This window comes from Nocardia sp. CY41 (assembly GCF_009829325.1).
Taxonomy (GTDB): domain Bacteria; phylum Actinomycetota; class Actinomycetes; order Mycobacteriales; family Mycobacteriaceae; genus Nocardia.
Genome location: NZ_VUOS01000053.1, coordinates 1 through 19,386 on the forward strand (window position 1 = coordinate 1; position 19,386 = coordinate 19,386).

Below are 19,386 nucleotides of genomic sequence, written 5' to 3' on the forward strand. Positions count from 1 at the left end.
GCAACACCGAACGCGCCGCAGCCCTTGCACCGTGGATCGAGTACTACAACACTCGACGACGCCACAGTGCACTCGACGGTCATCCGCCCATCAGCCGACTGCAACCAACCTGATGGCCGGGTACACCTAGCGCGTCCGTCGGCGGAGAGAGGGCGCGTGTTGCGCTTGGCAGCCCATCCGATGCGACAGCATCACCACCATGTGCCGGGCGACGAGCACGACACGCGCCGCAAGCACGACAAGCACGGCAAACGCGACCGGCGCGACCAGCACGACAACCGCCACGAGCCACCAGCGACCAGCCACCAGCCACCAGCCACCAGCCACCAGCCACCAGCGACGAGCGACGAGCGACGAGCGACGAGCGACGAGCGACGAGCGACGTCAGCATGGCCGGGGGCGAGGGCGGACCGACCGAGCGCAGAAACCTGCCGGGCAAACGGCTGTGCGGCCTTGGCCCGGAGGGGCGATGCCTGCAAGAGTGGAGGCGTGGGCGTCTATGCGGAGCACGTGGTCCCCCGGATCGTCGATCTCGCCTGCGGACTGCAGGACTTGAAGCCGTTACGTGAGCGAGCGTGCGCTGGACTGCACGGGCGGGTCGTGGAAATCGGCTTCGGTTCCGGATTGAACGTGCCGTTCTACCCGGCGGCGATCGAGAAGGTGTGCGCGGTCGAGCCCGCCGATCTCGGCTGGCGGCTGGCGAGCGGCCGCCTCGCCGACGCCACCGTGCCGGTCGAGCGGGCCGGGCTGGACGGGCAGGCGCTGCCCTTCCCGGACGACACCTTCGACTGCGCACTGTCGACCTGGACGATGTGCACCATCCCCGACATCGCCGCCGCGCTCGACGAGGTACGTCGGGTACTCGTCCCCGGCGGCACCCTGCACTTCGTCGAACACGGACTGGCGCCGGACGAGAAGGTGCGGGTGTGGCAGAACCGGCTGAACCCGGTGCAGAAACGACTGTTCGGCGGCTGCCATCTCAACCGCGACATCCGCGGCCTGGTGACAGACGCCGGTTTCGAGATCCGCGACGCGGAGTCGTTCTACGGGGAGCACGCTCCCCGCTTTCTGGTCGCCCAGACGCTCGGCGTCGCGGTGTCGCCCTGACGATCAGACGATGCGCACCGACAAGGTGTAGGTGGCGTTGCCACGGCTCGGCTCCACCGAGATGGTGTAGTAGCCGCTCTCGGGCAACGTGATCCGGCTCCAGGTCTCCTCCGCGCACAGCACGCGTCCGTCGGGGCCGCTGGTGGTGAACCGCGCGTTGCCCTCGACGGAGGTGAGGTCGAGGGTCAAGGTCTGCCCGGCCCGCGCCTCGAACGCTAAGGTGTCGGCGTCGCCGCGGACGACCGCTCCGTCGACCGACGTGTGATCGCTTCCCGGCGCGAACTCGATCTCGTAGACCGAGCCCGCGTTCGCCGCGCCTGCCCCGACCGTCGCGACGGCGAACGCCGGCACGAACAGCGTGACGCCGAGTACGAGCAGGCGCAGGGTGCGCAGGATGGCATGCATGGTGATCCTCGTTTCCTGAAGTGGACGACTTGCTCCAGAACTGTCCACGCCCCCGCCTATCGGATGCTTAACAGTGGCTTGGACTTCGAACACCGCAGGTCGCGAGCTGTCCGCCACTATATTGGAACGATCTGTTCAAAACTGTGTTAGCGTGAACCCATGCCACGACCCAGATCGTTCGACGAGGACCGCGCGGTGGACGCGGCGATGCACGCGTTCTGGCGCGCGGGGTACGAGGCGACCTCCACCGAGGACCTCTGCGCCGCGACCGGCCTCGGCCGCAGCAGCATCTACAACACCTTCACCAGCAAGCGCGACCTGTTCGGCCGCGCCCTGCGCCGCTACATGACGACGAAGAACGCCGCGACGTTCGATCTGCTCGACAGCCCGGCGGAGGTGCGCGCCAAGATCCACGCCCTGCTGTGGCAGATCGTCGATGCCTCCGACGAGGACCCGCTCGGCTGCCTCGTCGTCAATTCCATGATCGAGCTCGCCCCGCGTGATCCCGAGCTGGCCGCCGTGCTCGCCGCCGATCACGAACGACGACTCGCCGCACTCACCGACGTCTTCGACAGCGCCCGGCGCGCGGGCGAGATCGCCCCGGACAAGGATTCGCGCGCGCTGGCCCACTTCGTGATCGCCACGATCAGCGGCATGCGGGTGGCGGCGCGCGGCGGTGCGGACCGCGAAACGCTGGCCGCCATCGCGACCACCGCGCTCGACGCACTCTGACACCTCTCGCCTCGGCGGCGGCTTCGCCGCGTCCACATTTTGGATAGATCAGTACAAAACAAGGAGGTACCGATGCCCGGGGCGATCTACGTCCTGGGTCTGTCGATCTTCGCCCAGGGCACCTCGGAGCTGATGCTCGCGGGCCTGCTCACCGAGATGGCCGGAGACCTGGGCGTCTCCGTGCCGCGCGCGGGGCTGCTCATCTCGGGGTTCGCCCTGGGCATGCTGGTGGGCGCGCCGGTACTGGCGGTGGCGACGCTGCGCTGGTCGCGGCGCACCGCCCTGCTGGCCTTCCTCGCGGTGTTCGTCGGCACGCACGTCGTCGGGGCGCTCACCTCGGACTACTGGGTGCTGTTCGCGACCCGGGTGGTGGGCGCGTTCGTCTACGCCGGGTTCTGGGCGGTGGCCGCGACCACGGCGATCAGCCTGGTGCCCGCCACCGCGCGCGGCAAGGCGATGAGCATCGTCGCGGGCGGGCTCACCTTGGCCATCATCATCGGGCTTCCGGCGGGCACCGTGATCGGGCAGCAGCTGGGCTGGCGGGCGGCGTTCTGGGCGGTCGCGCTGTTGTCGGCGGCGGCCGGGATCGGCGTGCTGGCGAAGATCCCCGGCGGACGGACCGACGCGCCGCTGCGACTGCGCACCGAACTGCGGACCATGATGCGTCCCGCGCTGTGGCTGTCCTACGCCACCACCGCGCTGTCCATCGCCGCGCTGATGGTCACCTTCGCCTACCTCGGGGCTCTGCTGTCCCGCACCACCGGCCTGGCGGACGCCTGGATTCCGGCGGTACTCGGCGTCTACGGACTCGGTGCGTTCCTCGGCATCGTCCTCGGCGGGCGTACCGCCGACGATCACCCGCTGACCAGCCTGTACGTCGGCATCACCGGTGGCATGCTCACCTCCGCGCTGCTCGCCCTCACCATGGAACACGCCGTGCCGGTCGTGCTGCTGTCGTTCCTGTTGGGCGCGTTCGGCTTCGGCATCAACCCGACCCTGAACAGCCGCGTCTTCACCCTCGCGGGCGACGCGCCGACCCTGGCGGGAGCCACCAACATCTCCTCGTTCAATGTCGGCATCACCGCAGGCCCTTGGCTCGGCGGCCTGGCCATCGGCGCGGGGCTCGGATACCCGGCGGTCGCGTGGATCGGCGTGATCCTCGGCGTGGCCGCCCTCGCCGTCGTCGCAGGCAGCCACGCCCTGCATCGCCAGGAGGCGGCGCGAGAGTCGGCCGACGCGCCTGCACCGGCGCTGGCCGACGTGGGATAACGCCGTCGCCGAAGGCAGCGGCTCTGGCCCGACGATGCGCAGACGGGTGCAGGGCCGCTGTTGTTCGGCGTGGAAGTCCTGTTCAAGCCGGTCGGTCGAACTCCCCGCCACGGACGCCGGCGGCGAAGGCATCCCACTGGCCCGGCGCGAAGATCAACGCCGGACCGGCCGGGTCCTTCGAATCGCGGACACCGACATTCCCCGCCTCCAACCACGCGACTTCGACGCACTCGTGCGCCGGAGTGCTACGTGACGACTTGAACCACTGTGCGTTGTTTAAGTCGATGGTCACTGTTCGTATCTCCTTGCCAACTGCCTGAGCAGGGGTCTGGACGGTTGTCGCTCCTCCGATGGCTCCCGACCCGACTTAGGAAGCGGGCCGGTGGAACTCCCCGTCACGAACGCCACCGGCGAAGGCATCCCACTGGCCCGGCGCGAAGATCAACGCCGGACCGGCCGGGTCCTTCGAATCGCGGACACCGACATTCCCCGCCTCCAACCACGCGACTTCGACGCACTCGTTCCCCGTGCCGCTGTGTGTCGACTTGAACCATCGCGCGCCGGTTAGGCCGATTGTCACTGTTCGTATCTCCTTGCCACCTGCCGGAGCAGATCTCTTGATGGTTGTCCCTCCAGCGCAGCGCCCAGGATCGTTTCGTGGATCCTGCGGTAGCGCTTCACGTCGTCTTCGTCTTCGAAAAACATCACGCCTGTGTTGTTTTCGGCGTAGACGACTGGAGGCTCCGAACGACCACCAGGACCATATACCGGGAAATCGAGAATGATGTAGGGCAGGACGGGGACACAGTCGCCCGGAAACCCGGCCGTAAATGGCAGTATCCGCACGGTGACGTTTGGGCGAGTGCTCATATCGGCCATATGTCGATGTTGTGCAGCCATGACGTCGCGGGAGCCGACGATCGTATGCAGAACACCCTCGTGCACTACGAACTCACCCCTTACAGGGTTTGATCGCCGAGTCAGGATTGCCGCCCGCCGCAACCGCAGTGCTACACGGCGCTCGATATCTTCCTGCGTATCATTCGGAAGATACGGCCGCTCAATTGCTCGCGCGTAATCGGCGACTTGGAGCAGGCCCGGGATGACGAGTGGCTGGTACATCGCAAGTTGCGACGCGCCGGATTCGAGTCCGAGATACGTGTTGAATCCAGGCATAATCAAATTGCGGGACGCCTGCCACCATGATTTCGTAGGCGTTTGCTGTGCAAGGACTTTTAGCTCTTCGATCTGTTCCGCGCCGAGACCGTACAGCTTGCCGAACGCCTCGACATCGCGCAGCTTGACCTTGTCGTTCTGCCCCTTCTCGATCCTGCCGACCGAGATCTTGCCCATTTCCATGAGCTGGGCGGCGCGCTCGAGGGTGAACCCGGCACCTTCTCGCGCCTCCAATGCCCGCCCGAGTTGCCGACGCGGCAATGTCGAACCAGGCTGATCGTCCTTCCCCATCGCTCCCCTTTTCCCCTGCTCGGTCCGAAACGGCCCAGGGTCCGGTCCGTTTCGGACGTCGAACTACGTGTGGACCGGTCCGGGCGTTGCGCAAATGGCCGACTTCATCGGATCGTCCGTTTTCCCAGCCCGAATATCGTTGGCTTGCAGCAACATAGCCGCATGGCCAAGCAGCAGGGAAGCCTCTCCGCCATACAAGTCCGAATCCTGCGGGCGCTGAGCTGTGGCGGGATGCTCACCGAGCATCAGATCAAGGTGTCGGCCTCCCTCACCGCGTGGAAGACCCGCCAAGCACTGGCGAATCCGGCCGGTCGCGAACTCGTCGTGACCGGAGCCCGAAAAGGCCGCTACGAAATCACCCCGCTGGGCCGAACAGCTCTGGCGACCGGGCCACCCGGCAGCCGCCAGGCGTAAAGGCCGCGCAGACCAAGATCAACCGCACATGGTGGAGGGCTTTCTCGCGAAATGCCGCAGCCATGTGCCACTCGACGTCACGCCCGGTGGGCGAGGAGGGATGCGGAAGTTATTGCGTATTAATGGTGAGAGGGGCGGGGTTGTCGCGCCGCCGAGGATTTGTGGTGCGGCGGAGGTCGAGTCGGCGCATCGGCAGATGCGGCAGCACCGGGAATGCCGGGTCGATCGGTGTGCGTGGAAGTGGGTCGCCTTCTACACCTTGGTACGGCGTGGCCGGATCGTGCCGCAGCAGTTGAGCCCTCGGGAACGCGCCCATCGGCGGGGCATCGGGCTACTGCCTGATGCGCGAACCGATCTCATCACATGCCTGGCGACTGCTGGATGCCGAAAACGGGGACGTCGTCCTCTCCGCCGCGACGCCGGCACGAATCGAGCAATGGCTCGACTCCTGATTACGCGGAACCAACCAAGCAAATGCATGCTCATGCCTGGATATGCAGCATTCCGGCTTGGGGGCTGACCGCCGAGCATGGCCAGAAACTATGGCCGCGAATGGAATTCAACGTTTCACAGTGCCCGGACGAGCCCCGCGCTATCTTCTGTCTGCTCGTAGTGCGACGAGCAGATCGGAGTCAGAATTCATGCACATCACCTTGATCACGCGCCGCCTCGGGATCGCCGCAATCACCCTGGTCGCGACGGCTACCGCTGCACTCGGTAGCGCCGCGCCACAGGCGGCGGCGGCGCCGGCGCGAGATCCCATCCTTTTCGTCCACGGATGGCACGGATCGGCGGCGGACTGGAATTACATGTGGGGCCGATTCCTGGACGCGGGGTACTCCGCGGACGAGATGGCACGATTCACCTACGATTCGACGCGGTCCAACAAGGACATCGCGCTGGAGGTTCAAGCACAGGTCGATGCGCTGCGCGCGAAAACCGGCGCCGCCAAGGTCGACATCGTCACCCACTCGATGGGCGGGCTCAACAGTCGCTGGTACCTGAAGAACCTCGGCGGCGTCGATTTCGTCGACGACTGGGTCTCCATCGCCGGCCCCAATCACGGCACCGACACCGCCAACGGATGCCTCGATGCCTCCTGCACGGAGATGCGGCCCGGCTCGACCTTCCTCGCCGAACTCAATAACACCGACGAAACCCCCGGCCGGGTGAACTACGGCACTTGGTGGTCACCGTGCGACGAGATCATCAATCCCGACGAGAGCACAGTTCTCAACGGCGCCACCAACACCCAGACGCAGTGCATCGGCCATACCGCGCTACTGTCGTCGTCGACGGTTTTCGAGGGCGTGCGTGACTTCGTGAGGTAGTCGGCTGATCCAGCCCGGCCCCGTCTCGCATCCGCGAGGCGGGGCCGAATTGCCTCCGGCCCCGCACCACCGGCGGCGCTCCACCGCCACCAGGCGGCATCCATATACCGGCGCAAGCCGACATCCGATTGCCCCAGCGAGCTCTCCGGACACGTCGCCACACCGCTGGAAACCGCTGGACGCCGAAGACGGCGACGCCGCCCTCTCCGCCGCGAGTCCGGAGCAAATCGAGCAGCAGCTCGATCCTGACCACGGGGCACCCGCGATCAGTCCAGGCCCGACCAGCGGCCCCAGTCCCGACCCGTGCGTAACCCGCCGGTCAGCTTGCCAGGCAACCCGGCCCGAGCAGCGCCTTCAGGTCGCCCATCAGCGCCGAGGACGGGGAGACGCGCAGGCGGTCGTCGAGTTTCAGCAGCGTGGTCTTGTCTCGGGCGCCGACGTGCCGGATGTGGACATCCGACGTGCCGGGGTGCCTGGACAAGACGCGCTTGAGTTCGCCGATCTTGTCCGGTGTGCACATCCGGGTGGTGATGGTCACCGCGAGCGGTTTGGCGACGCCGACGGCGGACAGGTCGGGCACGGCGAGATCGTTGGCGATCAGCGAGATACGGTCGTCGCGGACCGAGACGCGCGCTTTGACCAGCACGACGGCGTCCTCGACGACATCCATTCCGTACACGGAGTACGCCTGCGGAAAGAACAGCACCTCGATGCCACCGGTGAGGTCTTCCAGCTGGGCCGAGGCCCAGGCCAGGCCGTTCTTGTTGATGCGCCGGTTCACCGAGGCGAGGATGCCGCCGACGGTCACCTGCGTGCCGTCCTTGATATCGCCTTCCAGGATGGCGGGAATCTGCGTGTCGGCCTGCGCCGCGAGGACATGCTCGACGCCGTTGAGCGGATGCCCGGACACGTACAGGCCGAGCATCTCCCGCTCCAGCGCGAGCCGGTGCTTGGTCTCCCACTCCTCGTCGGGCACCTTCACGTTGAACACCGAAGTCACCGACTCGTCCGCGTCCAAGCCGCCGAACAGGTCGAATTGACCCATCGCCTCGGCCTTCTTGGTGGCCATCACGGCATCGATGGCATCGGAGTGGATCAGCATCAGGCCCTTGCGCGGATGTCCGAGCGAGTCGAACCCGCCTGCCTTGATGAGCGATTCGGTGACCTTCTTGCTCGCGGCGATCGCGTCGATCTTGTTCAGGTAGTCGGAGAAGTCGGTGAACTTCGACTTCTCCTTGCGCGCCTGGATGATCGAGGCCACGACGTTCGCGCCGACGTTGCGCACCGCGCCGAGACCGAAGCGGATGTCCTTGCCGACGGAGGCGAAGTTCTGCTCGGACTCGTTGACGTCCGGCGGAAGCACGGTGATGCCGAGACGGCGGCAGTCCGACAGGTAGACCGCGGCCTTGTCCTTGTCGTCGCCGACGGAGGTGAGCAGGCCCGCCATGTACTCGGCCGGATAGTTGGCCTTGAGGTAGGCGGTCCAGAACGAGACGAGGCCGTAGCCGGCGGCGTGCGACTTGTTGAACGCGTAACCGGCGAACGGAAGGATGGTGTCCCACAACGCCTTCACCGCGGCCTCGGAGAACCCGTTCGCGGTCATGCCCTCGTGGAAGCCCTTGTACTCGGCCTCGAGCACTTCGAGCTTCTTCTTACCCATGGCCTTGCGCAGCGCGTCGGCCTTGCCCATCGAGTAGGAGGCGACCTTCTGCGCGATGAACATGATCTGCTCTTGGTAGACGATCAGGCCGTAGGTCTCGGCGAGGATGTCCTTGAGCGGCTCCTCCAGCTCGGGGTGGATCGGCTTGATCGGCTGCCGCCCGTTCTTGCGGTCGGCGTAGTCGTTGTGCGCGTTCATGCCCATCGGGCCGGGCCGGTACAGCGCGAGCACGGCGACGATGTCGTTGAAGCCGGTGGGTTGCATACGGCGCAGGAGGTCGCGCATGGGGCCACCGTCGAGCTGGAAGACGCCGAGAGTGTCACCGCGCGAGAGCAATTCGTAGGTGGCGGGATCGTCCAGCGGCAGGTTGTCCATGTCCAGGTCGATGCCGCGGTTGGCCTTGATGTTGTCCAGCGCGTCACCGATGACGGTGAGGTTGCGCAGGCCCAGGAAGTCCATCTTCAGCAGGCCGATGGCCTCGCAGGACGGGTAGTCCCAGCCGGTGATGATCGCCCCGTCCTGGGGCCGCTTCCACACCGGGATGGCGTCCATCAAAGGCTCGGAGGACATGATCACCGCGCAGGCGTGCACACCCGCGTTGCGGATCAGGCCCTCGAGGCCGCGCGCCGTCTCGTAGATCTTGGCCACGTCCGGGTTGCTGCCGATGAGCTCGCGGACCTCGGCTGCTTCCTTGTACCGCTCGTGATCGGGGTCCATGATGCCCGACAGCGGGATGTCCTTGGCCATGATCGGCGGCGGGAGCGCCTTGGAGATCTGGTCGGCGATGGCGAAGCCGGGCTGGCCGAACTGGACGCGCGCGGAGTCCTTGATCGCGGCTTTGGTTTTGATCGTGCCGAACGTGATCACCTGGGCGACCCGGTCGGTACCCCACTTCTCGGTGGCGTAGCGGACCATCTCACCGCGGCGGCGATCGTCGAAGTCGATATCGATATCGGGCGCGGACGGGCGCTCCGGGTTGAGGAACCGCTCGAACAGCAGGCCGTGCGGCAGCGGGTCGATATTGGTGATGCCGAGCGCGTAGGCGACCAGCGAACCGGCCGCCGAGCCACGGCCGGGACCCACCCGGATGCCGACTTCCCGCGCGTGCTTCACCAAGTCGCCTACGACGAGGAAGTAGGCGGGGAAGCCCTTCTGCTTGATGACGTCGAGCTCGAAGTAGGCGCGGGTGTAGTACTCCTCGGGCACACCGCCCGGGAACCGGCGCGCGAGGCCGCGGTCGACCTCCTTGCGCAGCCAGGAATCCTGGTCCTCGCCCTCGGGCACCGGGAAGATCGGCATGCGGTCCTTGAAGGCCCACACGTCGTCGTAGGACTGGACCCGTTCGCCGATCAGCACCGTGTTGTCGCACGCGCCGGGCACCTCGGCGTCCCACAGCGCGCGCATCTCCTCGGCGGACTTCAGGTAGTAGCCGTCGCCGTCGAACTTGAACCGCGTGGGGTCCGAGAGCGTCTTGCCGGTCTGCACGCACAGCAGCGCCTCGTGGTTGGCGGACTGATCCTTGGTGACGTAGTGGCAGTCGTTCGTGGCCAGCGCCGGAATGCCCAACTGCTTGCCGACGTTCAGCAGTCCCTCGCGGACCCGGCGCTCGATGGACAGGCCGTGGTCCATGACCTCGAGGAAGAAGTTGTCCTTGCCGAAGATCTCCTGCCACTTGGCCGCGGCCTCCAGCGCCTCACGCTCGTGCCCGAGGCGCAGGCGGGTCTGCACCTCGCCGGAAGGGCAGCCGGTCGTCGCGATGATCCCCTCGGCGTACTGGGCGATGATCTCCGCGTCCATGCGCGCCCACTTGCCGAGCTGGCCCTCGATCGAGGCCAGCGAGGAGAGCTTGAACAGATTGCGCAGGCCGGTCGCGTTCTCGGCGACCATGGTCATGTGGGTGTAGGCGCCGGAGCCGGAGACGTCGTCGCCCTTCTGGCTGGGATCGCCCCACTGCACGCGCTTGGTGTCGAACCGGGAGGCGGGCGCGATGTAGGCCTCGATGCCGATGATCGGCTTGATGTCGTGCTTCTTGGCCGAGTTGTAGAACTCCGAGGCGCCGTACATGTTGCCGTGGTCGGTCATCCCGACCGCGTTCATCCCCAGCCGTTTCGCCTCGGTGAACAGTGGCGAGATCTTGGCCGCACCATCGAGCATGGAGTACTCGGTGTGGTTGTGCAGATGGACGAACGATCCGGACGAGGCGGCCAAGACGGTCCTTCCTCCCAAGGTCTCGACGGGGGTTGGCTGGACCGATTCTAGGCGGGCCCACCGACTGCTTCGGACCGGCGCGCTGCCGTCCCGTGGACGCCCGGCGTGTCGGTGAGGATGGTCACCGGCGCGTCCTGGCGACTCGCCGTGTGAGTGGCCGATTTCCGCGAGTGTCGGTACTGCGCGGAATGCCGGAACCACCGGCCGAGGGCCGTGACACGGCGGTACGCTCTGCTTCCCTCCCCGCGACGCCGCCGAGCGCTTCCGGGGACGGACGAGCACGACAGGCAGGATTGTTTTCCCGAAATCGTGGAGGTGTCGATGAATTCGACGACAGCGCTGTTGACCGTCCCCCTCACCGCGATGGCGGCACTGGTCGCGACGGCCGCGCCCGCGACGGCCGCCCCCGCCGCGTTCGCCACCGTGTACACCCTGGCTCAGGGGCCGTGCGTCGGTCAGGTGCAGATGTCGGTCAACGGCAACGCCTACCCCAACCAGGCGGCGTTCACCGTGGGCACGACGCTGGTCGGCACCGGGCCGTGCACGCTGCCGATCACGCTGAACTGGCACAACGTCGGCACCGGCCAGGAAGGCACCTTCCAGGTGGTCGCCCAGGGCCCCGGCTATTGGGGCAACAGCAGCCACTCCACGCTGTTCGCGCCCGGCATCGGCCACTTCACCGCGACCGTCACCATCGGCGCGGCGCACTTCCCCGACCCGGGCACCGTCGAGTTCACGGTGCCTCCGTACCAGGGCTGAGACTCCCACAGGCCGGACCGCGCCCTCGCCCGGCGGCGGCGCGGTCCGCGCTCGACCCGAACCGGCCGGTTCGGACGGCCGGCGTGTCGATCGTTTGTCGCGAGCGCTCGATCGCCGCCCGCGTTCACCCACGCGGCCGCCGCTGCACAGCACACCTCCGAGCCGGGACCCCGCACGCCGGAACTACGCCCCTATCCGACAGTGGTGCGGGCCGCGCTCACGCATCCGGCCGTTCGTACTGTCGCCATCGCGAGCATCCGCGCTCGACTGCCCCGCATCCACACCGCACGTCCGCCACTCTCCGCCTGCGACCGCCGAGACTGCGCAGGCCCGAACCGCGCCCCGCACCAACGGCGGCGCACTTCGCGCCCAGCGGATCCAGCTCGTGCGCGTGACCGCTGCCGCGAGCTTCTCCACTCGACCGCACGCCCACGTTCGACCCCATGGCCGCCACCGCGCCGCGCCCGATCGCCGGAGACCGCAGCGGCCGAACTCTCGGCCAGGGGCGGCATCGGCCGCTCTCACCGGCTCCGGCCCCCTCGCGCGACCGCTGTCGCCCGTGCCCGCGCTCGACCCCACGCCGTCTTCGCGCTGCACGGCCGCCACCGCCCAGCAACCGATCAGGTCGGATAATCAGCCCATGAAGCCCGCGCGCCGCTGCCCGCCATGACCACCGCGCTCGCCGTCGCGGCCACGGCGGCACTGATCGCCGGTGCGCTGCTGATCTGGTCGCGCACCCGCAGAGTGGTGACCACCCCCGCCGAGCGGGCGGTGCATTCGGCGCTGCACATCGCGTCGCTGGCGGCGGTGCCGCTGCGGCGCGGGCTCACCGAGCAGTCCGCTCGGGAGGCGGCCCCGCACCTTCGGGCACTCACCGGGGCCGAGGCGCTCGCGCTGGCCGATCCCGACGGCACCCTGCTGGCCTGGGACGGGCCGCACGCCGAACTGGCCGAATACTTCGGCGAAGCCGCCGAGCGCGCCGTCGCGGGCGAGCGTCCGGTGCTCGTCGCCGGGCCGGGCCGGGGCGAACACGCGGGACGCACGCTGATCGCGCAACCGCTGCTGATCGAATCCAACGGCGTGGCCGGTGTCCTGGGCGTGGTGAGCACCGGACAGCCGGGACCGGGTCGGCTCGGCGCGGTCGCCGAAGTGGCCCGGTATGCCTGCGGACAGCTCGAACTGGCCGAACTGGACGCGTCGCGGGCCCGGCTGGACCGCGCGGAGGTGCGTGCGCTGCGGGCGCAGATCAGCCCGCATTTCATCTACAACGCGCTGAACACCATCGCCTCGTTCGTCCGCACCGACCCGGCGCGGGCCAGGGAGCTGATCCTCGAATTCGCCGACTTCACCCGGTATTCCTTCCGCGCAGCGGGCGAATTCACGGTGCTGTCGGACGAATTGCGCAACATCGAGCGGTACCTCGCGCTGGAACGCGCCCGTTTCGGCGACGCGCTGCAGGTCCGGCTGCGGATCGCGCCCGAGGTGCTCGGCGTGGTCCTGCCCTTCCTGGCGCTGCAGCCGCTGGTGGAGAACGCGGTGCGGCACGGGCTGGCGGGCACCGCCCACGGCGGCACCGTCAGCATCGTCGCCACCGACGCGGGCACCGACTGCGTGATCAGCGTCGAGGACGACGGCGTCGGCATGGACCCGGACCTCCTGCGCTCCGGCGCGCTGGACGCCGTCGACGCCGGAACGGGTCCCGCCGGGTCGGGAGAGTCCGCGCACGTCGGCCTGGCCAACGTCGACGACCGATTGCGCGCGGCCTTCGGCGACGACTACGGCCTGGTCGTGGAAACCGCCCCCGGCGCGGGCACGAAGGTCAGCTTGCGCGTCCCCAAATTCCTCGCGGGCATCCGGCCATGAAGCCGGCACACCCCGGAGGTGGCCCCGTGCAGACGGCGGGTGTCCGAGCCGGTGACCGACGCGCGCAACGCTTGAAAGGCCCGGCTCCCGCCGACAACGAGCATCCGGGAAGGAGACCCGGCGCGATACCAGCAACCACACCCGCTCGCATGCCTGACATCCGGACAATAATCCGGTGTGCAACTCCGGGGCGCACGGCTCATGCCACCCACGCACACGACGCCCGGCAGCAGTGCCGCAATTGCGGAGAGCAGACATCCGCAGATGAGACCCCGGGACGCCGGGGAACTCCCGTCGACGACACCCGGTCGGCCGCCCGGCAGGGGAGCTTTACGATGGTGCGATTGTGACCCGCGTTACCGGCAAGCCGGCGGGCGCGCTGCGCGTGCTCGCCGTGGACGACGAGAAACCCGCTCTGGACGAGCTGGTGTTTCTGCTGCGCGCGTGCACCGAGATCGGGGAGATCCACGCGGCGGGCGACGCCACCAGCGCGCTGCGGGTGCTGCGCGCCCATCCGGTCGACGCGGTCTTCCTGGACATCAACATGCCCGGCCTGGACGGTATGGAACTGGCGGGCATCCTGTCGGAGTTCGCCAATCCGCCCGCCGTGGTCTTCGTGACCGCGCACGACGACCGGGCGATCGCCGCGTTCGACCTCGGCGCGGTGGACTACCTGCTCAAGCCGCTGCGCGAGGCCCGGCTCGCGGAGGCGGTGCGGCGGATCGCGGCGGCCCGCAGCGCGCCACACCAGCAGGCCGCCGACGCGCGCGCCGAGCCGAGCGAGGTCATTCCGGTGGAGCTGGGCGGGGTGACGACGCTGGTGCCGAGATCGAGCGTGAGCTGGGTCGAAGCCGACGGTGATTACGCGCGGCTGCACACGAGCGCCGGGTCGCATCTGGTACGGATCCCGTTGTCGGCGCTGGAAGCACGCTGGCACGACGCGGGCTTCTTGCGCGTGCACCGCTCGTACCTGGTGGCGCTGCGACTGGTCACCGGGCTGCGCACGGTGGGTTCCGGCACCGTGGTGTGCCTGCGCGCCGAGGGCGACGCGCGAGCGGTCGAACTGCCGGTGAGCCGACGACAGGTGCGCGAGCTGAAACAGCGGCTGGTGCACCGGCCGCGGCAACACTGGGGCAATCAGTGACCGCGCCGCAGCGCCCGGCGCGCAGGCGCGTCGTGCTCTCCGAGCGACGAGGCGCACGGCGGGTGCGCACGCGAGTGGAGGTCGCCGAGCAGACCGAGTTCGGCGAAGCGCTCATCGGCGGCCTCATTCGCGCGCAACTCGGACTCGCGCTGCGCGTGGGCCTGGTGACGATCGCGCTGCTGTGCGCGCTGCCGGTGCTGTTCCGCACCGGCTCGATCGGATCGATGACGGTGCTGGGCATCCGTTTGCCGTGGCTGCTGCTCGGCGGCGCGGTATACCCGTTGCTGTTCCTGATCGGCCGCACGTACGTGCGCTTGGCCGAACGCAACGAACAGGATTTCCTCGAACTGGCCGAGGACTGACCATGTGCCCGGCTCGAACTCTCCCGGCGGCACGGACGCCCGGTTCCGCCCGCCCGCACGTGGCCCGTGTCCATCCGCGCCTTCCGACCGGCGCGCGGACATCCGGAGTGCCTGGCCGGAACCGGTGCCTCCGGCGACCGGGACGAGCTTCCTGGGATGGCGGTGCTTCCACCACACCGGCCACACGGGCCGCATCACGCACCGAACCGATCGGTTCGCCCATCGGCCGAAATCTGACGAGGCGCGCGACCCGAATCCGTGCCACCGCGCGGACGCCCGGTTATGCCCTCCCGCACGTAGAGCATGACCATCCACGCCCTCCGATCGGCGCGCGGACATCCCGAATGCCCCGCGAGAACTGGTGGCCCCGGCGACCGGGACGAGTTCCCTCGGAGGGAGGCGCGTCGCCCATACCGGCGACATGGACCGCATCGCACACCGAACAGTTCCGCTCACCCACCGGTCGAGATGTCGCGGTGGCGTGCCGCACCGATCCGTCCGGCCCGCCCGGAGGCACGCCATGATGCCGGGCACGGCCCCGGCGCTGACGGTGGCGGCGCTGGCGCTCGCGGCGCTGGCGACGGTCGCGATCGGTGCGTACGGCGTGCGTCTGGCCCGCACCACCTCGGATTTCCTGGTCGCTTCGCGCAGCGTGGGCCCGCGCTGGAACGCCGCAGCGATCTCCGGCGAATACCTCTCGGCTGCCTCGTTCCTCGGTGTGGCCGGGTTGATCGCGAAGTACGGCGCCGACGCGCTGTGGTACCCGGTGGGATTCACCGCCGGATATCTGGCGCTGCTGATGTTCGTCGCCGCACCGCTGCGCCGCTCCGGCGCGTACACGGTGCCCGACTTCGCCGAATTCCGGCTCGGCTCATTGCGTTTGCGCAGGCTCGCGGCCACCGTCGTGGTGCTCATCTGCGCGGTGTATCTCATCCCGCAGTTCCAAGGGGCCGGGTTGACGCTGCACATACTGCTCGGTGTTCCGGACTGGGTGGGCGCGGTGGCTGTGGGCGCGATCGTGATCGCCAACGTGGTCGGCGGCGGGATGCGCTCGATCACGCTGGTCCAGGCGTTCCAGTACTGGTTGAAACTGACCGCGGTGGCGCTGCCCGCGCTGGTGCTGCTCGGGCACTTCCTGGCCGACGAGCGCGAACTGGGCGCCCCCGCCCCGCCGGTGGTGTCCGAGCGCACGACCGTCGACGTGACCACCGACGTGGTGGTGCGGGTCAGCGCGCCGCAGCGGGTCTCGATCACCGGGACCCTGGACGAGCACGCGGTCGACGGCCCGGTGCCGCTGGCACCCGGCACGCACGAGCTGGCGGCGGGAACGCGGTTGGTGCTGGAGGCGGGGGCGGCGGTGCCGGTGGTGGCGGGCGCACCGGCCGACGGCGCGGGCTGGCTGGCGCCCGGCGGCGGCTTGGGCGGACCGCATCCGACCTACCAGGTCTATTCGCTGATCCTCGCGACCTTCCTCGGCACCATGGGTCTGCCGCACGTGCTGGTGCGTTTCTACACCAACCCGGACGGGCGGGCCGCGCGCGCGACCGCGCTCGCGGTGATCGGCTTGGTCGGGCTGTTCTACCTGTTCCCCGTCCTGCTGGGCGCGTTCGCCCGGCTGTACGTGCCGCAGCTGCTGATCACCGGGACCTCCGACGCGGCGGTGGTGCTGCTGCCCGGATCGGTGGTGGCGGGACTGCCCGGCCAGTTGCTCGCGGCGCTGGCCGCGGCAGGCGCGATCGCCGCGTTCCTGTCCACCTCGTCCGGACTGCTGGTGAGCATCGCGGGCGTGCTCAGTACCGACATGCTGCGCGGGCGGATCCGGGACTTCCGCACCGCGGCCCTGGTCGCGGGCTCGGTGCCGCTGGCGCTGTCGCTGACGGTGGTGTCGCTGGATCTGTCCCGCACCGTCGGCCTGGCCTTCGCGGTGGCCGCTTCCACGCTGTGCCCGCTGCTGGTGCTGGGGATCTGGTGGCGCGGGCTGACCGCGACGGGCGCGGCGGCCGGTCTGATCGCGGGCGGGCTCGCCGCGGGCACCGCCACCGCCGTCTCGGTGACCGGCGGATTCTCCGACGACGTGGCAGGCGGCTGGCCCTCGGCGCTGCTCGGCTATCCGGCGGCGATCAGCGTGCCGCTGGCGTTCGCCACCATGGTGCTGGTCAGCTCGGTCACCCGGGGGCTGGAGACCAGAATGGTGAGCCGGATCTTCGTCCGGATGCACGCACCCGAGCGTCTGGGCATGGGCGCCGATCGCGAGCGCAGTCTGCGCTCGGACTGACCGCCCACCGCACTGCCGTCCGACCGTTCGTCGCGCGGTATCGACCGCTCACCGCAGATTCGGACACCTTCACGGAGTGACCCACGCCACAGCCTACTGGCGCCCCGCGGGTCTGGCTTACCGTCCTCGAGAAGTAAGCCACGTCACTTGGTAGGACCATCATGATCAGTACCGAACTCGACGACACCGCCCCGCGGCGAGCGCCGAGCGCAGCAGAATTCGCCGAAGTCCAGGCGAGCCCCCAATTCCAGGAACTGCGAACGCGCTTGCGCCGCTTCGTGTTTCCGATGACCGCGTTGTTCCTGCTCTGGTACCTCGGTTACGTCCTGCTCGGCGCCTACGCCCACGACTTCATGAGTCATCCGGTGTTCGGCAACGTCAACGTCGGATTGCTGCTCGGGCTCGGTCAATTCGTCTCCACCTTCGCCATCACCGCGCTCTACGTCCGGTTCGCCAACCGGGAACTGGATCCGCGCGCGGCGAAGATCCGCGGCTACCTCGAGGGAGAACGAGCGTGAACACCGTGCACACCCACGCCGCCGCCGCGACGGTCGGCAACCCGGTCGCCAATATCGCCATCTTCGGCGTCTTCGTCGTGTTCACCATGATCGTGGTGATCCGGGCCAGCCGGAACAATGCCACCGCCGCCGACTATTTCACCGGCGGGCGCGGCTTCTCCGGCCCGCAGAACGGCGTCGCCATCGCGGGCGACTATCTCTCGGCCGCGAGCTTCCTCGGCATCGCGGGCGCGATCGCGGTCTACGGCTACGACGGATTCCTCTACTCCATCGGATTCCTCGTCGCCTGGCTGGTCGCGCTGCTGCTGGTCGCCGAGATGCTCCGCAACACCGGCAAATTCACCATGGCCGACGTGCTGAGCTTCCGGCTGAAGGAAGGCCCGGTGCGCACCGCCGCCGCGCTGTCCACGCTCACCGTGTCGCTGTTCTACCTGCTCGCGCAGATGGCGGGCGCGGGCGGACTCGTCGCGTTGCTGCTGGACATCTCCGACAAGACCGGACAGTCCGTCGTGATCGCCGTCGTCGGCGTGCTGATGATCGTGTACGTACTGGTCGGCGGCATGAAGGGCACCACGTGGGTACAGATCATCAAGGCCGTGCTGCTGATCGTGGGCGCGGCGCTGATGACCGTCATGGTGTTCGCCAAGTTCGGTTTCAACGTCTCCGACATCCTCGGCTCCGCACAGGAAGCCGTCTCCGAGTCGTCGAACAAGGCCGTCGCGGCGCGTGACGTCCTCGCCCCCGGGGCGCAGTACGGCGGCAGTGAGACTTCGAAGCTCAACTTCCTGTCCCTCGGTCTTGCGTTGGTGCTCGGCACCGCGGGCCTGCCGCACGTGCTGATGCGCTTCTACACCGTGCCCACCGCCAAAGAAGCGCGGCGCTCGGTGGTCTGGGCGATCGGCCTGATCGGCGCGTTCTACCTGTTCACCCTGGTGCTGGGCTACGGCGCGGCGGCGATCGTCGGGCCGGACCGCATCCTGGCGGCCGCGGGCGGGCAGAATTCGGCGGCGCCGCTGCTGGCCTTCGAACTCGGCGGCGTGGTGCTGCTCGGCGTGATCTCCGCGGTCGCCTTCGCCACCATCCTCGCGGTGGTCGCGGGCCTGACCATCACCGCGTCGGCGTCGTTCGCCCACGACATCTACGCCAATGTCATCAAGCGCGGCAAAGCCGGTGAGCGCGAACAGGTCAGGGTCTCCCGGATCACCGCGGTGGTGATCGGCGTGCTGGCCATCGCCCTGGGCATCCTCGCCAACGGGCAGAACGTCGCCTTCCTGGTGGCGCTGGCGTTCGCGGTCGCGGCGTCGGCGAACCTGCCGACCATCCTGTACTCGCTGTTCTGGCGGCGGTTCAACACCACCGGCGCGCTGTGGAGCATGTACGGCGGCCTGATCTCGACGATCGTGCTGATCGTGTTCTCCCCCGCGGTTTCCGGCACCAAGACCGCCATGCTGCCGGGCATGGACTTCGACTGGTTCCCGCTGTCCAACCCGGGCATCGTGTCCATCCCGTTGGCGTTCCTGCTCGGCGTGCTCGGAACCTTCGTCGGCGGCAGGTCCGAGGATCCGGCCAAGGCGGCGGAGATGGAGGTTCGCTCGCTCACCGGCGTGGGAGCGGAGAAGGCGGTGGTGCACTGATCGTCGCCCGGCAGACCTCGTCCCCCTCGCTCATTCGTTAGGAGATCTCGCGTGACCAGCGCAACCGCCGATGACCGCGGCACCACCACCGCCTACCCGCCGACTGCGGATTTCGCCGCGCAGGCGAACGCCGACGCCGCGCTCTACGAGCGGGCGGCGGCCGATCGTGACGCGTTCTGGGCCGAACAGGCCGGGCGGCTGCACTGGCACGAACCGTTCACCCAGGTGCTGGACTGGA

The 19,386-nt window shown here is 68.5% G+C and carries 19 protein-coding genes; 14 read left to right on the plus strand and 5 right to left on the minus strand.

Annotated elements, in window-relative coordinates; translation table 11 throughout:
* Together GVY64_RS34900 and GVY64_RS34905 are read left to right on the plus strand one after the other, a co-directional pair.
* On the plus strand, positions 1–113 hold a 113-nt coding region (locus GVY64_RS34900), incomplete at its 5' end, for an integrase core domain-containing protein (RefSeq protein ID WP_159850672.1).
* 376 nt (positions 114–489) lie between these two features.
* Entirely contained in the window at positions 490–1,107 is a 618-nt protein-coding gene (locus GVY64_RS34905; RefSeq protein ID WP_159850674.1) for a class I SAM-dependent methyltransferase, read from the plus strand.
* Between the two features lie 3 nt (positions 1,108–1,110).
* Here GVY64_RS34905 and GVY64_RS34910 read toward each other — a convergent pair whose 3' ends face one another.
* On the minus strand, positions 1,111–1,512 hold the full coding sequence (locus GVY64_RS34910; protein ID WP_159850676.1) for a PPC domain-containing protein: 402 nt from the start codon (positions 1,510–1,512) through the stop codon (positions 1,111–1,113).
* 159 nt (positions 1,513–1,671) lie between these two features.
* Here GVY64_RS34910 and GVY64_RS34915 point away from each other — a divergent pair, with 159 nt between their 5' ends.
* Positions 1,672–2,244 (plus strand): TetR/AcrR family transcriptional regulator, encoded by a 573-nt coding sequence (locus GVY64_RS34915; protein WP_159850678.1) that lies wholly within the window; start codon positions 1,672–1,674, stop codon positions 2,242–2,244.
* A 72-nt stretch (positions 2,245–2,316) separates the two neighbouring features.
* Positions 2,317–3,513, plus strand: coding sequence for a Cmx/CmrA family chloramphenicol efflux MFS transporter (locus tag GVY64_RS34920; RefSeq protein ID WP_159850680.1), 1,197 nt, complete (start codon positions 2,317–2,319; stop codon positions 3,511–3,513).
* A gap of 82 nt (positions 3,514–3,595) precedes the next feature.
* On the opposite strand, the gene GVY64_RS34925 is transcribed toward GVY64_RS34920, so the two are convergent.
* The 3 genes from GVY64_RS34925 to GVY64_RS34935 all read right to left on the minus strand — a co-directional run bounded on the left by GVY64_RS34925 (position 3,596) and on the right by GVY64_RS34935 (position 4,980).
* Positions 3,596–3,805 (minus strand): DUF397 domain-containing protein, encoded by a 210-nt coding sequence (locus tag GVY64_RS34925; RefSeq protein WP_159850682.1) that lies wholly within the window; start codon positions 3,803–3,805, stop codon positions 3,596–3,598.
* Positions 3,806–3,880: 75 nt separating this feature from the next.
* Entirely contained in the window at positions 3,881–4,093 is a 213-nt protein-coding gene (locus tag GVY64_RS34930; protein ID WP_159850684.1) for a DUF397 domain-containing protein, read from the minus strand.
* Positions 4,090–4,980, minus strand: coding sequence for a helix-turn-helix domain-containing protein (locus tag GVY64_RS34935; RefSeq protein ID WP_159850686.1), 891 nt, complete (start codon positions 4,978–4,980; stop codon positions 4,090–4,092). The genes GVY64_RS34930 and GVY64_RS34935 overlap by 4 nt, the downstream gene beginning before the upstream one ends.
* Positions 4,981–5,142: 162 nt before the next feature.
* Between GVY64_RS34935 and GVY64_RS34940 the strand changes: the two genes are divergently transcribed.
* Both GVY64_RS34940 and GVY64_RS34945 read left to right on the plus strand, forming a co-directional pair.
* Entirely contained in the window at positions 5,143–5,394 is a 252-nt protein-coding gene (locus tag GVY64_RS34940; RefSeq protein WP_159850688.1) for a hypothetical protein, read from the plus strand.
* A 509-nt stretch (positions 5,395–5,903) separates the two neighbouring features.
* The gene (locus tag GVY64_RS34945; RefSeq protein WP_201298303.1) at positions 5,904–6,725 is read left to right on the plus strand and encodes an esterase/lipase family protein; all 822 of its coding nucleotides are present in this window, start codon (positions 5,904–5,906) and stop codon (positions 6,723–6,725) included.
* A gap of 319 nt (positions 6,726–7,044) precedes the next feature.
* Here the strand turns inward: GVY64_RS34945 and dnaE are convergent, their stop codons facing one another.
* Complete coding sequence (gene dnaE, locus GVY64_RS34950) at positions 7,045–10,593, minus strand: DNA polymerase III subunit alpha (protein ID WP_159850690.1); 3,549 nt, start codon at positions 10,591–10,593, stop codon at positions 7,045–7,047.
* A gap of 321 nt (positions 10,594–10,914) precedes the next feature.
* Between dnaE and GVY64_RS34955 the strand changes: the two genes are divergently transcribed.
* The 8 genes from GVY64_RS34955 to GVY64_RS34990 all read left to right on the plus strand — a co-directional run.
* Positions 10,915–11,352 (plus strand): hypothetical protein, encoded by a 438-nt coding sequence (locus tag GVY64_RS34955; protein ID WP_159850692.1) that lies wholly within the window; start codon positions 10,915–10,917, stop codon positions 11,350–11,352.
* A 666-nt stretch (positions 11,353–12,018) separates the two neighbouring features.
* Positions 12,019–13,215, plus strand: a complete 1,197-nt coding sequence (locus GVY64_RS34960; protein ID WP_159850694.1) for a sensor histidine kinase — start codon at positions 12,019–12,021, stop codon at positions 13,213–13,215.
* A 346-nt stretch (positions 13,216–13,561) separates the two neighbouring features.
* A complete protein-coding gene (locus GVY64_RS34965; RefSeq protein ID WP_159850696.1) occupies positions 13,562–14,359 on the plus strand; it encodes a LytR/AlgR family response regulator transcription factor in 798 nt (265 codons plus the stop codon).
* On the plus strand, positions 14,356–14,721 hold the full coding sequence (locus GVY64_RS34970; RefSeq protein ID WP_159850698.1) for a hypothetical protein: 366 nt from the start codon (positions 14,356–14,358) through the stop codon (positions 14,719–14,721). Before GVY64_RS34965 ends, GVY64_RS34970 begins: the two co-directional genes overlap by 4 nt.
* A gap of 520 nt (positions 14,722–15,241) precedes the next feature.
* Positions 15,242–16,996, plus strand: a complete 1,755-nt coding sequence (locus tag GVY64_RS34975) for a sodium/solute symporter (RefSeq protein ID WP_442939678.1) — start codon at positions 15,242–15,244, stop codon at positions 16,994–16,996.
* A gap of 161 nt (positions 16,997–17,157) precedes the next feature.
* Positions 17,158–17,514 carry a DUF485 domain-containing protein gene (locus GVY64_RS34980; protein ID WP_159850700.1) on the plus strand — a complete coding sequence of 119 codons (357 nt, stop codon included), beginning with the start codon at positions 17,158–17,160 and terminating at the stop codon, positions 17,512–17,514.
* Positions 17,511–19,148 carry a solute symporter family protein gene (locus tag GVY64_RS34985; protein ID WP_159850702.1) on the plus strand — a complete coding sequence of 546 codons (1,638 nt, stop codon included), beginning with the start codon at positions 17,511–17,513 and terminating at the stop codon, positions 19,146–19,148. The genes GVY64_RS34980 and GVY64_RS34985 overlap by 4 nt, the downstream gene beginning before the upstream one ends.
* Before the next feature lie 51 nt (positions 19,149–19,199).
* Positions 19,200–19,386 (plus strand): acetyl-coenzyme A synthetase N-terminal domain-containing protein (locus tag GVY64_RS34990; RefSeq protein ID WP_159850704.1); only part of this gene is annotated, 187 nt, incomplete at its 3' end.